We start from the raw sequence: 13,684 nt of genomic DNA, 5'->3' as shown, positions 1-13,684 counted from the left end.
CTCCACCGCGGTCTGGATGATCAACCGGGCACCCAAGCGGGCGACGTCCTCGATGATCTCCGACAGCTCACGCGAGCCGTCGAACAAGGCGTCGATCTCGCCACGGATCTTCTCGGTGGGTGATACTCGTACTGACACGGGCGTAGTCCTTCCTTCTCTGAGTTGGTAGCTCTTGAAGGAACCTACGTCCGTCGTCATTTACACCGTGGCTGGGACACAACCCTGAGCCTCTCGACATCCGTTTCTGAAGGTGACCGCATTTCGAGCATCGCTGCCGTCCTGGAGGAAGAGGATCGGCTCGGTGAAGCTCAAGTCACGGTGCTCGTCGACCGCAGCACTCCGGCGGAGAAACGCAATATGCGATGGGATTTGATTCCCATCAGCGTTCCGCGTGGGCTGTTGCACGCGAAGACCGCGGTTCTGCTGTGGGAGCGTTCGGCCCGCATAATCCTTGGCTCGGCGAACCTCACGCCGCGACTACGACCCTGATGCCGAGGATGAGATGAACCCGGTGTCGGTGGCGGTGCACACCAGCTATGCGCGTTCGTCGGCCGGCCAGGACGCATGGACGTGGCCGCTGTACCAGCTCGTCGGACCGGCACCGGTGCAGGTTCCTGTCGCGAATCCGATGGTGGTCAGCGCGGGTTCGTGAGCCGGCGGAAGCCGCAGCGGTATTCGTCAACTCTGGCGATAATCTGTTGATGTCCACTTTCTGGAGCTATGTCCGTGTCCAGCTGTTCGTGTTGTTGTGCGGCATCGTCGGCCCGATCTTCCTGGTCGTCTACTTCGCGACCGGCGCCGAGCCGATGATGAAGTGGTTGTTCTGGACGGGCCTGTTGATCACCGCGGCCGATGTGCTGATCGCGCTCGCGATCACCGGCCTCGGCTCCAAGAAGGCCGCCAAGACGCAGGCCCTGGAGGCCACCGGGGTGCTGGCGCTGGCCCAGGTGGTCGGTATCCACGAGACAGGCACCCGCATCAACGACCAGCCGCTGGTCAAGATCGACCTGCAGGTCTCCGGCCCCGGTATCACCCCGTTCTCGACGCAGGACCAGGTCATCGCATCGGTGTCGCGGTTGCCGATGATCACCAGCCGCAAGCTCGTCGCACTGGTCGACCCGGTCACGAACGAGTACCAGATCGATTGGCAGCGAAGCGCTTTGGTCGGTGGGTTGATGCCCGCGACGTTCAGCGTGGCTCAGGACGGTGGGCTGGACAACACGACCTACGACCTGACGGGTCAGACCGAGGCGCTTGGAGATCCTGCAGGTGCTCAAAGCAAACAACATCGGTGTGGACAGCATGATCGATCTGCGGTCGAATCCTGTGGCGCGCCAACAGGTGCAGGCCATCGTGCGGCACGCCGCCTCCCTGCAGGCCGCGCCACCGCCGCCGCCGGTGCCCGCGGCGGCACCCTACGTCCCGCCGGTCGCTGCGCCCGGCGAACCCACGACCGCCCAACGGCTCCAGCAACTCGAGACGCTGCGCGCCACCGGTTCGATCACCGACGCCGAGTACACCGCCAAGCGCCAGCAGATCATCTCCGACCTCTGACAGTCGCGCTTTCGAGTACAGGTGGGTGGGACCATCTGCGGCTGAACGCCCTCAGTTCGGTGTGCGGGCCGGTACCGACCTCCGTGGCGGACCCGTGTCCCGATGTCGCGCTGGTGGTCGCCCGCGGCACTGGCGAGCCACCGGGCATGGGTCGGGTAATGACACCTTAGCGGTAAGGCTGCGGCCGCTACTCCGGTGTGGGTAGCTTGGCGCGAGATCTCAACGAGAGGACATCAGGTGAGAAGACGTGCATTCATCGCGGGTGGAGCCGGTGCTGTCGCAGGGCTGACTGCCTTGGCGGGCTGTACCGACCCGTCTCCCACGGACAACACCCCGACGGTCGCCGGTGACGAGATGACGGCGGCGATATCGCGGCTGCGCGCCCAGTACCTTGCCGAGTTTGATCCTGACTACGTCGAGCACGTCATCGTTCCGTGGTTCCTCAACACTGTTTCTGACGGCCAGCGTCCCGTGCTTCCGATGATCGACGTGGCGCTGACGAAAGAGAATGCGTTGCCGTACGACCTGTGGGGTCTTTTGAGTGAGACGTGGGAACCCGATCCCGAAGGGGGAGTCACGGTGTTCCTGCAGGGGCTGGAGAAGCGCGGACCCGACAATCGCCGCAAGCGGATCTACATGTCGGCAGTGACGCCCGATCTCTACCGGGGGATGTACCAGGGCAAGATCGTCGGGTTCTTCGACGGGCTGTTCGCTGCCGAGAACACCGGAAAGCCGTTGATGCGAATCTATCTGGACACGTTCTGGGATCTGTACTGGGACCTTCATCTCGGCGTCACGGGTGCGGATCTCCCCGACGAGGTTCGCCAGATCGGTGCCAGCTTCAACACGGTGCTGGCCTACCGCGACCCCACGCAGAAGATCGTCTACGACAACTACATGATCGTCCGGAAGAACCTCGCCTTCCTGAAGTCGTGGATTGACGACCGACTCGAAGACATCCAATCGGGTCGGACGCCCGAACCGGAGAAGACGTTCGGGTGGTACTGGCTGAAAAACGGCGAGAACAGCGAGTACTTCAACGACACGGACGTGGTTTTCGAGTGTTTCCACAATTTCGTGGCATTCAGCCAATGGGGCAACAGCCTGTACAACGTCATGACCAAGCTCGGCCAAGAGAGCGGCGATGGCCAGGCGCGGGACTGGTTCCAGAAGACCATGATCGGTGCCTATGACACGCCGGACGGCAGCGCGTTCCCACCGCTCGAGCGCTTTGTCATGGAGCTCTTCCGCACCATTTCACCCAATGGAGGGAGCATTTCCGCTCTCGAGGAAGTCCGGCCGCCGGCGTTCGAGCGGCACAATTACATCAACAGTCCGCACACTTCCACCAGCCTCGATCCGGTTCAGTGGCTGAATCCGGAGGCGTTTGACCCGTCGCGATATGTCAAGGCACCCACCAGCCAGGACGTCGACGAAGCGAGAATCCGTCAGATCGGACTGGCCCAGTGTCCGTTCGACCCGGCGGCGGCCTTCGACGTCAAGGACGGGCGGAAAGTGGCGATGCGCAACAGTGCGTGGGGCACCGTGTTCGCCGTCGCCGACGACCGTCCGCTACCCGTGTGCGACTACGCCGGCTTTGCGCCTTTCGGATTCGGGTACCGGCGGTGCCCCGGCGAACAACTCACAACGATGGCCTTCGAGGATCTGCTCCGGAAGGTGTGGAAGGACAAGCTCGAATTCGTGAAGGTGGCGGGCGCGGACGCGGAGAAGTTGCCGATCGGTCCGACGACCGTCATCGGCGACGACATCGGGTTCAAACGCCCGTCATGATCGGCACGGCCCGGTCGTCGACGCTCCGCTGACCGCCTCCGCCGGCATCCGGCTTGGCGTTACTCTGACACGCGGATGTCAGGGAAACGAGAGGAGCGGGCACATGCTGTTGCGCCATGTCAAGGCACAGGGCTTCGTGTTGCTGTGCGGTGGCCTGGTCGGGCCGATCTTCTTGGCGGTGTTCTTCGCGTTGGCGAGACGTGCTCAGGACTGCATATATCAAGGAGCCCGCCAGCCGATCGCCCGCGCAGGAAATCGGCCTCAGGAGTTCGACGCTGGTGCGGTAGAAGCGGAGGGCCGATCGAGATGACGTCGGACAGCGACCCATCCGATATTCGGCCACCCTCGCTGGCCGACGCGCTGATTCCGCTAGTGGCCCTGGCGGTGCTGATCGCGGCCTCGCTGGCGTTGTTCGGTGTCGATGCCCTCGCCGGGCCCATCCAGGTCGCGATGATCCTGTGTTGTTCCGTCGCCGCCCTGATCGGTCTGAAGAACGGTTATAAGTGGCTGGCTGTGCAGGAGGCCGGCCAGGCGGCGCTGTCCTCCATCACCAGCGCAATGTTCATCCTGCTGGCCGTCGGCGCCCTGATCGGCACCTGGAATCTTTCCGGCACCATCCCGACTCTGGTGTACTACGGGATTCAGATCCTGTCGCCGGGTTACTTTTACGTGGCCGCCGCGATCATCTGTGGGCTGGTGGCGCTGTCGATCGGCAGTTCGTGGACCACGGCCGCCACCATTGGTGTTGGCCTGGTGGGAATCGCGGGCATGCTCGGCGTCTCGCCCGCGATCACCGCGGGTGCGGTCATCTCAGGTGCTTATCTGGGCGACAAGCTCTCGCCGTTATCGGAGACGACGATCCTGACCGCACAGATGGTCGGTCTCGACCTGTCCACGCACATCCGCAGCCAGGCCTGGACGAGTGTGCCGGCGTTCGTCATCGCCGCGCTCGGCTTCGCCGTCCTGGGTGTCGTCGGCCCACCAGTCCAGAACACCGTCGGGGAGGCCGTCGAACTGGCGAAGCTCAGTGAGGTCTTCTGGATCAATCCACTGAATCTGCTGCCGTTGGTGCTACTCGCCTTCCTGTCGATCCGCAAGGTGCCGGCGTCGTTGGCACTGCTGGCGTCGGCCTTGTTCGCCGGACTCCAGGCCACCATCCTGCAGCGCGAGGTGGTCGATGGGTTCGCCCGCGAGATTGCCGGCAGCGCGAATGCCGTCGTCGGTTCCATCCAGGCGGTGTGGAAGGCGATGGCGAACGGTTTCACGATGAACTCCGGTATCGCCGAGATCGACCGACTACTGTCTCGCGGCGGAATGGACAGCATGCTGCTGACGATCTGGCTGATCATCGGCGCGGTGACATTCGGTTCCCTGCTCGAACAACTGGGGCTGATCGACCGGATCATCAACCCGATGATTGCCGGGGCGAGGAGCCGCGGTCGGCTCTACCTGACCGTGTTCGGCTGCGGCTTCGGGCTGAATGTCATTGCGGGAGACCAATACATCGCACTGGTGTTGCCGAGCAGGATGTTCCGCGCGGAGTTCGAGAATCGCGGCCTCGCGCCGCAGAACCTGTCCCGGCTGGCGGCCGACAGTGCGACGGTGACTTCGCCTCTGGTGCCGTGGAATTCGTGCGGCGCGTTCATGGGCGCGGCGCTTGGCGTTAGCACGTTGGCTTACTTTCCGTTCGCCTTCTTCAATATCCTCAGTCCCCTGCTGAGCGTGGTGTACGGATTCACCGGCTTCAAGATCGTGCCCAATGAGCCCGTCAGTGCGACGGAAGGACAGAAATGACCACCACCGATTCCACCACCGAACAGGGCGCCCAGAAGGTCAGTCTGCCCACCCTGACCGCGATGGTTGTGGGATCGATGATCGGTTCCGGGGTCTTCCTGCTGCCGCGCCGCTTCGGAACCGAGACGGGCGTGCTCGGCGCGATCATCGCCTGGACCATTGCGGGCACCGGAATGCTGATGCTGGCGTTCGTCTTTCAGCGCCTGGCCACCCGCAAACCCGATCTGGACGCGGGCATCTACGCGTACGCCAAGGCCGGATTCGGCGACTACGTCGGCTTCAACTCGGCCTTCGGTTTCTGGGCGTCGGCGTGTGCGGGCAACACTTCGTACTGGGTCGTCATCATGACCACCACGAGCGCGCTGTTCCCCGCACTCGGTGCCGGTGACACCGTGATCGCGGTCCTGGCCTCGTCGGTTGGGGTGTGGCTGTTCTGCTACCTGATCCTGCGTGGGGTCAAAGAGGCGGCAGTGATCAACCGCATCGCGACGATCGCCAAGGTCGTACCGATCTTGGTGTTCATCGTCATTGCCGCCATTGCCTTCAAGGGCGGGGTTTTCGTCGACAATTTCTGGGGCGGCACGGGTGAGTATTCGCTGTCCTCGCTCTTCGAGCAGGCCAAGGGCACCATGCTGATCACGGTGTTCGTCTTCCTCGGCATCGAGGGCGCCAGCGTGTACTCGCGGTTCGCCAAGAAGCGCGAGGACGTGGGGCGAGCCACGGTTATCGGCTTCCTTTCCGTCCTAAGCGTATTCGCGCTGGTCACGTTGTTGTCCTACGGCGTGCTGCCGCAGCAGGAGTTGGCTGGTGTCTCCCAGCCTTCGATGGCCTCGGTGCTGGAATCGATTGTGGGGCCGTGGGGTTCGACCTTCATCCGGGTAGGCGTCGTGTTGTCGGTGCTGGGGGCCTACTTGGCCTGGTCGCTGATGGCCGCAGAAATCCTCTACATTCCGGCGAAAGCCGACGATATGCCCCGCTTCCTTGCGCGCACCAATAGCAAGGGTGCGCCGGTGGTGGCCTTGGTGCTGGCTGGCGGCCTGGTGCAGCTGTTGCTCATTCTGCTGCTGTTCACCTCCGACGCGCTGAACTTCATGCTCGACCTCACCGCGGCGCTGTCGCTCATTCCATACTTTCTCGCGGCCGCCTACGCGGTGAAGCTGACGGTGACCCGGGAGACCTACCAGAACGGTGGATCGCTGCGCAGCGACGCCGTGGTGGCCGGTATTGCCACGTTCTATACGCTGTTTCTGATCTATGCGGCAGGGCTCGACAAGCTGCTGCTGTCGTGCATCCTGTATGCGGCGGGCGCCGGGCTCTACGTCATCGCACGCCGGGAACGTAGTCTTCGGGTGTTCACCCCCGCTGAGGCAGTGTTGTTCGCAATCATCGTGGCAGGGGCGGTCGCGGGCGTGGTGTCGCTGGCCACCGGCGCTATTCAGATCTAGTCATCGAAAGGGATCGATATGACTCAACCGTCTGCCGCCTACGGCGTGCACTCCGAGGTGGGCAAGCTGCGCAAGGTCCTGGTGTGCTCGCCGGGTCTGGCCCACGAGCGCCTCACCCCGACCAATTGCGACGACCTGCTCTTCGACGATGTGCTCTGGGTGCAGAACGCGCGCCGCGACCACTTCGACTTCATGGACAAGATGCGCGACCGCGATGTCGAGGTGGTCGAACTGCACAACGTGCTCACCGAGACAATGGAGAACCCCGAGGCGAAGGCGTGGCTGCTGGACCGCAAGATCGTCGCCGACGAGGTCGGACTCGGCCTCATCGACGACACCCGCGGCTTCCTGGACTCCCTGCCACCGCGCCGCCTGACCGAGCTGCTGATCGGCGGGATGTCGACCCGGGACCTGCCCTCGGATCTGGGCGGTGGCTATCGGGCGCTGGCTCGCGAGAACATCGGCGTCACCGAGTACCTGATGCCCCCGTTACCCAACACGCTCTACACGCGAGACACCACGTGCTGGATCTACGGCGGATTGACGCTCAATCCGCTCTTCTGGCCCGCGCGCCATGACGAGACCTTGTTGATGAAGGCGATCTATGAGTTCCACCCCGACTACGTCGGTTCGACCGTCTGGTGGGGTGACCCCGAGAGGTCGTGGGGTCTGGCCACCATCGAGGGTGGCGACGTGCTGGTCCCCGGCAACGGGGTGGTGCTGATCGGGATGAGCGAGCGCACGTCGCGGCAGGCGATCACCCAGGTCGCGGCGGAACTGTTCGAGAATCAGGCGGCCGAGAAGGTGATCGTTGCGGGCATGCCCAAGCTGCGCGCCGCCATGCATCTGGACACCGTCTTCACCTTCGCCGACCGCGATGTCGTCACCATCTATCCCGAGATCGTGGCTGGCATAGCATCTTTCACGCTTGTCCCCGGCGACAACGAGATCGGTGTCGACGTCATCGAGGAGACCAAGCCGTTCGTGGAAGTCGTTGCCGCGGCTCTGGATCTGCCCGCGTTGCGGGTGGTGGAAACAGGCGGAACAAAGTACGACTCGGAACGTCAGCAATGGGACAGCGGCAACAACCTCGTCGCCGTCGAACCAGGTGTGGTGTTCGCCTACGACCGGAACATCCATACCAATTCGCTGCTGCGCAAGGCGGGAATCGAGGTGATCACCATCGTCGGTGCCGAGCTCGGGCGTGGCCGCGGCGGCGGCCACTGCATGACCTGTCCGATCATCCGTGACCCGCTGGATTGGTGACCGCGCTCTCTCAGTGGAGGTCGCGCAGGACTGTCGCGCTCTCGATGAGCTCACGGAGCTTGGCACCGAAGCGCGCCGCGGGTGCGCCGTCGACGATGTTGTGATCGACGGTCACGGTCAGATCGAGCACGTCGCGTACCTCGATCTGCCCGCAGACGACTCGCGGGCGGGCACGCACGCCACCGATGACGACCTGGAGGGACATCAGGGTCAGTGGGCCGATGCCGAATCCTCCGCCACCGGCGAACATTCCGACCGCTGTGACCGCCACCGTGCCGGTCTGTTGCCGCAGCCGCGGCGACCGTCGCACCAGCATAAACATCGCCGGGAAAAGTCCGGGGATACGAGTGGCGACAGGCACAGCGCGGGCAAGCCACCGTTGGCTGTCACTGGCCAAGGGGTTGGCTTTTACCCGGCGAAGCTCCGTCGTCAGGTCGATGACGTCACGGAAGTCAGCGTCGCGGACAACGTGCGCCAACGGGAATGGGCTCTGGGCAGTGGCGATCTCGACAATCGTGGTGATGTCGACGTGTCGGTGCACGACGATCTGTCCGCGCCAATTGCGGTAGGCGTGGGCCTCCGGGTATTCAGCTGCAGCGCGGCCAACACTGGCCAGGACAAACGCGGTGAACGACAGCGCCGGCTCGTGGCCGGCGAGGAGACGTTTCGCTTCGGTCACGTCGACGTCGAGGAGGCCGTGCATGGGTTTAGTTCGCCCGCCGGCCCGCATCGCCGCCGTTACGAGGCGGCGATGCGACGGAAACGGCCGCACCTCGACCCGACGCGGGCGATCCTTGGCCACGGAGACGACTGTGCCACCTGGATTGGTAGTCGCGCTCAGAACAGCAACGACAAGCCGATCACCAGCGCCGGCAACACCATGAACACGCCCACGACGTACGCCGCCAGGGACCTTTTATCCTCTGCGGACTTCTCGCCCAGCTTGGTCGCCAGCCACAGCGGGACGGGGCGCAGTATCGGGATCACGAAGATGACGATGATCGCGAGGACGTTGTAGACGACGTGGACGAAGGCAGCTTGCAGGCCGATCCTGGCGTCGCCGCCGGTGACGGCAAATGCGGCCAGCAGCGCGGTCAGTGTGGTGCCGAGGTTCGCGCCAAGAGTGACGGGGTAGAGCTGCTTGGGCGTGATCGTCCCGGTGCCGACAAATGGAACGAGGATCGAGTTCGTCACCGTCGACGACTGGGTCGCCAGGGTAACACCGAATCCGGCGGCCATGGCGCGGGCGGGGTCGTGTGCGACGGCGGTGGTGAGCACACCACGCGCCCTGCCCACCATCAGGATCTTGAGGAAATGGCTCAGCCATTGGACCGCGAAGAAGATCATCGCGACGCCGGCGATGATGACGAGCGCGGCTCCCGTCACCTGTGAGCCGATGCCGCCGAGTATCGACGTGACACCGTTGACCAGCGGACTGGTGACAGTGCGAAGGAGGCCGCTGTTGCCGGGATTCGGGAGGTTGGCGCCGTACAGCAGCTGAGTCAACCAGCCGCTGATTCGTTGCAGTGGATGGAACAGCAGTTCCAGCGGGAAGAAGATCGCCAACGCGAGCAGGTTGTAGAAGTCGTGAATGGTCGAACCGGCGAGCGCGCGCTTGAAATCGGCTTTGTCGCCGACGAAGCCCAACGCGACAAAGGTGCACGTGACGGTGGTGCCGACGTTGGCGCCCATGATGATAGGGATCGCGTGCTGAAGCTCCAGCGCGCCGGTGCCGACCGCGGTCACCGCGACCGCCGTCGTGGTCGTCGACGATTGGATGAGTACCGTGGCTAGGATGCCGACCGCCAATCCGACCAGTGGATTGTCGGCGAAACTGAACAATTGCTGGGCGGTGTCGTCGCCCAGTGCGCGGAAGCCGCGCCCGACGACGCTGACCGCGCTGATCAACAAGTACAGCGCGCCGAGCACTGCCAGCCATCGCGCTGCCGTCAACAAGACAGGCACTGCCGGTGACGACACTTTCGTCGTCTCAGCTTTCTCCGTCTCACTCATCTGATCAACCTAAGTCGGGCAGCTTTACATCTCCCGACCTGTGCCTTTCCGGCGCGTGCTACTCAGATGACGTCATTTGACGCATGCGTCTAGAGACCTGCAGTTCCCGGTACAGACCGCGCGCGACCGTGTCCCAGTGGGGACGATCAACCCGTCGCGGAGCCACACTGCAGGCAAGCTCCGCGGGTCGCCAGCGGACGGCGTAGGCAATCACTGGTGGTACCAACTCACCGGCGCCGACTTTCAGGCTTGCCAGCTGACGGACCCGGCAGGCGGTGTCGCCAAGCCTGCGCCGTGGTGACATCCCGACAGGGGTGGGGAACGCGTCCGCGCAGTGCGCGTTGCATAATTGCGTCATACCACCCGTCCCTACTGGGGGCGGGTTTTTTCATGGGCAGTGTCTCTCCGCGCCGCAATTTTGTCTGTCCGTGGGTCCGCGCACAGACAGCGGCCATACGGAAAGAAGAAGGGCCTGAGAAGATCGCGACCGAGTCCGGCGTGTCTTACCCGGTAAGTCAGCATCGCGCAGGAATGATCACCGCATGGCCCAATCGCGCAGCACGCACAAGGGTGCCCGTGATCAGGTCCTCGCTCCGATCGCCGCAGTTGTCTACATCGAACTCGAGGCGCAAGCCGCTAATCACTGCACGAGTCTCAGTCAGCTGTCAGCTGACCTACTAGCCATCGCGACGGGTTACCCAGAACTCGCTCGCGACGTCAACCAGGCTGTGCTGCTCCCGGCAACACCCACACTGTCAGCTGGCGGTGGCCGCGTTACTGAACTGCATAACCACCCCGTCCGGCCCACAAAGCTGCGCGTTCCGTCGCCGGTCTACGCCGTTCTTCGTGCCTGCGCTGCAAGACATTCCATCGCTGCGGGCTCTGCCGCCGCCGACCTGCTCGCTATCGCGACCGGCCGCCTCGAAGCGGTGAATCATCTCGATCAGGAGGTGCTGCTGCTCGCGATGTAGCCGTCGCCTGACCCAAGAGTCAGCATCTCGCACATCTTCATAAGCGGGTGACCCGCCCAAAGACGAAAACCCCCGGCTAGGCCGAGGGTTCGTCTGAACCGAGTTCGCAGCTCGGTTCGGTGGTGCTCTCGCACCTTCCCCGAAGGGACTGTCTTGAAGGACAGCTCTCACGGTAGCGCACGTCTGTCTGCAGTTCTGATATGGGGGGCGTTTTGTCAAGGGGGCAGGGTGAAGCGGCGGGCCGTAACCGTCGTCGTGGCCGCCGCTTCGTGTTGACCGGATGAGCCGCAGGGTTGGTGTCGAGCGTGTCGATGTCGACGCGTTGTCAAGTCTGATATGCGCGGGTTGGTTACCGCAGGACCGTGGTTTCGAGTCGGAGTTGGGCCGCGTGTCTAGGATCGAGCGTGAACACGTTGTCCGACAACATGTTTGCTCATAGAACTGACGCGTGTCACTCCAAGACGCTTGCCGACACCGTAGCGATTCATCCGGACAGTTGTGGGGGTTGTTAGACGTCGAGGACGGCCAACGACCAGCACCAGCCGGCCAGCTCCCGCGCGATCGCGGCGTTGGCGACCACCGAGCGTTTCTTACGCTGGTCGAAACTGGCCCAGCGGGTGTGCAGGCGGTGGTTGGCGGCATGCCCGCGGGCCTGAGCGGCCGGACCCGCGGCCGACCAGCGCCCGCGGAGATCGCGGCTGGGCCGGTAGGGGGCGCGGTGATGCCAGGCCGCCTCGACCAGCAGCCGGCGGGCATGGCCATTACCGGTCTTGGTGACCCCACCCTGGACCCGCGAGGTGCCCGAGGAGTACTCACACGGCACCAACCCCAGGTAGGCGCCGATCGCCCGGCCGCTCAACCAGTCACCGATCTCGACGGCCAACCCGAACGCGGTCAGCGTCGAGACCCCGCGCAGACAACTCAGCCGTCGAACTACCGGGGTGAACTCGCAGTCAGCGGCCATCGCGGCGATCGCCTCATCGAGACGGTCACGGTGGTGCACACCGGCGACCATCGCGTCGAACGCCGCGTCGAAGGCCAACTGCAACCCGGGCGTGTCGAAACGCTGCCCCCGCAGCCACAGCTCGTGCTTGCCCGTCCAGGCCTGCCCGCCCGAGTAGACGATCCCCTGGCGCAGAAGCAGTTTCGAGATTCGATGCCGCATCGACATCAAATCGCCGCGACAATCCTCCCGCGCACGGACCAGATCCCGGGCCCCTTCTTGGGTCACGCTGGGAATCGTCACCGCCACGACCTGACCCAAATGCAGCAACCGCGCCAAATGCGCGGCATCACGGGCATCGGTTTTCACCCGATCACCGGACGGTCGCTGCAGTTTCGACGGCGCCGCCACCACACAATCGATCCCAGCCCCGATCAATGCCCGCGCCAGACCGAACCCCGTCGGGCCAGCCTCATAGGTGACAGCCACCGCGCCCGGCAACCCGCTGATCCAATCCAGCACTTCACGGTGATCGGGGCACAACCGCCGCTGAAACACCTCGCCGGTGTCACCATCCAAGCCGCACGCAACAACAGATCGTGCGTGCACATCCAGACCAATACTCGTACGCTGACGTTTCACTGGGGCCTCCCACATCTTGTGGCTCTACCGGCCAGGACCACCCTGTCGGCAACCCACGTTCACATGTGAGCGAGGCCCCAGCCCCCCATACGGTCTAGGTCGGTATGCCGAAAAGGATCCGTTCAACTCGGCCGCGAGCACGCTTGGCCGGCACAGCCGGAGTCTCATCTGGGTGCTTTAGGCCTCGATACACCGATTGGGTAGAGGACTGGAGCGGGTCGTAAAGCCGAAATGCCCTGTTGTGGTGGGAGAATGGGATTTCTCAAGGATCACATTCGGCCACAACGAAGGGCATCTCGTAGATGCAACTATCTCACAATCGACCCGTCTCGTCGGCGATCTTCGACGACCCCAATCTGGTGTCGTGTGCTGGCCTGGTCCCGATCGTCGCGTTGGCTCAGCAGTGCGACCTGCCGGCATTGGCCGATGAGCGCCTGTCGCTGCCCACCGACAAGGGCGCCAATGCCGGGGCGAAGGTGAGCGCGCTGGTCGCGGGCATGGTCGCCGGGGCCGACAGCATCGATGACATGGCCTTGTTGCGCCACGGCGCGATGGGCACCCTCTTCGACCGGCCCTACGCGCCGTCGACGTTGGGTTCGTTCCTGCGTGCATTCAGCTTCGGGCACGTCCGCCAACTCGACGCGGTCGCCACCAGGCTGTTGGGCGCACTGTGCGACCGCACGCCCCTGCTCGCCGGGATCGACGGCCCGGTACTGCTCGACATCGACGACACCATCATCGAAGTGCACGGACACGGTAAGCAAGGATCCGGTTACGGATACTCCGGCGTGCGGGGACTCAACGCGCTGATCACCACGATCACCACTGACCGGGCCGCACCGGTGATCCTGGGCCAGCGACTGCGCAAAGGTGCGTGCGGGTCCCCGCGCGGAGCCGCCCGGATGGTCGCCGACACCTTGGCCACCCTCAAACGCCTGCGTCCCACCACCTCGACGGGAACGGTGTTGCTGCGGGCGGACTCCGCGTTCTACGGGCACCCCACCGTCTCGGCGGCGATCCGCGGCGGGGCCCAGGTCTCGATCACCGTGCGCCTGGACCCGAAGGTCAGGGCTGCCATCGCCGCGATCCCCGATGACCGATGGACTCCCATCGAATACACCGACGCGATCTATGACGAAACCACCCAACGATGGATCTCGCGCGCTGAGGTCGCCGAGATCGCGTTCACCGCGTTCAGCTCCAAGAAGGCTACCGAGCAGATCTCGGGCAGGTTGGTGGTCCGGCGCATCCCAGACCTCAACCCC

10 protein-coding genes and 2 pseudogenes are annotated in these 13,684 nt (G+C 64.1%); 9 read left to right on the top strand and 3 right to left on the bottom strand.

Annotated elements, in window-relative coordinates:
* Window positions 1-502: 502 nt before the first annotated feature.
* From VET27_RS24030 to VET27_RS24000, 7 genes and pseudogenes are all read left to right on the top strand, one after another.
* Window positions 503-652: a hypothetical protein gene (locus tag VET27_RS24030; protein ID WP_526522210.1), complete on the top strand. Its 150-nt coding sequence runs from the start codon at window positions 503-505 to the stop codon at window positions 650-652.
* A gap of 49 nt (window positions 653-701) precedes the next feature.
* Window positions 702-1,554, top strand: a pseudogene (locus VET27_RS24025) (SHOCT domain-containing protein).
* 237 nt (window positions 1,555-1,791) lie between these two features.
* Window positions 1,792-3,345: a hypothetical protein gene (locus tag VET27_RS24020; protein ID WP_526522208.1), complete on the top strand. Its 1,554-nt coding sequence runs from the start codon at window positions 1,792-1,794 to the stop codon at window positions 3,343-3,345.
* Between the two features lie 103 nt (window positions 3,346-3,448).
* Window positions 3,449-3,538, top strand: a pseudogene (locus VET27_RS24015) (SHOCT domain-containing protein); the annotation flags it as partial.
* A gap of 113 nt (window positions 3,539-3,651) precedes the next feature.
* Entirely contained in the window at window positions 3,652-5,139 is a 1,488-nt protein-coding gene (nhaC, locus tag VET27_RS24010) for a Na+/H+ antiporter NhaC (RefSeq protein WP_526522207.1), read from the top strand.
* The gene (locus VET27_RS24005; protein WP_526522206.1) at window positions 5,136-6,584 is read left to right on the top strand and encodes a basic amino acid/polyamine antiporter; all 1,449 of its coding nucleotides are present in this window, start codon (window positions 5,136-5,138) and stop codon (window positions 6,582-6,584) included. Before nhaC ends, VET27_RS24005 begins: the two co-directional genes overlap by 4 nt.
* Before the next feature lie 18 nt (window positions 6,585-6,602).
* Window positions 6,603-7,850, top strand: a complete 1,248-nt coding sequence (locus VET27_RS24000; protein WP_526522204.1) for an arginine deiminase — start codon at window positions 6,603-6,605, stop codon at window positions 7,848-7,850.
* Window positions 7,851-7,860: 10 nt separating this feature from the next.
* Here VET27_RS24000 and VET27_RS23995 read toward each other — a convergent pair whose 3' ends face one another.
* On the bottom strand, window positions 7,861-8,652 hold the full coding sequence (locus tag VET27_RS23995; protein WP_526522202.1) for a 2-oxo acid dehydrogenase subunit E2: 792 nt from the start codon (window positions 8,650-8,652) through the stop codon (window positions 7,861-7,863).
* Between the two features lie 35 nt (window positions 8,653-8,687).
* Window positions 8,688-9,863, bottom strand: coding sequence for a Na/Pi symporter (locus tag VET27_RS23990; RefSeq protein ID WP_526522201.1), 1,176 nt, complete (start codon window positions 9,861-9,863; stop codon window positions 8,688-8,690).
* A gap of 542 nt (window positions 9,864-10,405) precedes the next feature.
* Between VET27_RS23990 and VET27_RS23985 the strand changes: the two genes are divergently transcribed.
* On the top strand, window positions 10,406-10,834 hold the full coding sequence (locus VET27_RS23985; protein WP_526522199.1) for a hypothetical protein: 429 nt from the start codon (window positions 10,406-10,408) through the stop codon (window positions 10,832-10,834).
* Between the two features lie 508 nt (window positions 10,835-11,342).
* On the opposite strand, the gene VET27_RS23980 is transcribed toward VET27_RS23985, so the two are convergent.
* The gene (locus tag VET27_RS23980; RefSeq protein ID WP_526522197.1) at window positions 11,343-12,434 is read right to left on the bottom strand and encodes an IS110 family RNA-guided transposase; all 1,092 of its coding nucleotides are present in this window, start codon (window positions 12,432-12,434) and stop codon (window positions 11,343-11,345) included.
* Window positions 12,435-12,721: 287 nt separating this feature from the next.
* On the opposite strand from VET27_RS23980, the gene VET27_RS23975 reads away from it, so the two are divergent.
* Window positions 12,722-13,684: IS1380 family transposase (locus VET27_RS23975; RefSeq protein WP_526522195.1), on the top strand; the 963-nt coding region annotated here is incomplete at its 3' end.

Source organism: Mycobacterium sp., from assembly GCF_035633495.1.
Taxonomy (GTDB): domain Bacteria; phylum Actinomycetota; class Actinomycetes; order Mycobacteriales; family Mycobacteriaceae; genus Mycobacterium.
Note: the sequence above shows the minus strand (reverse complement) of the source record. Positions and strands in the feature narration are given on the sequence as shown.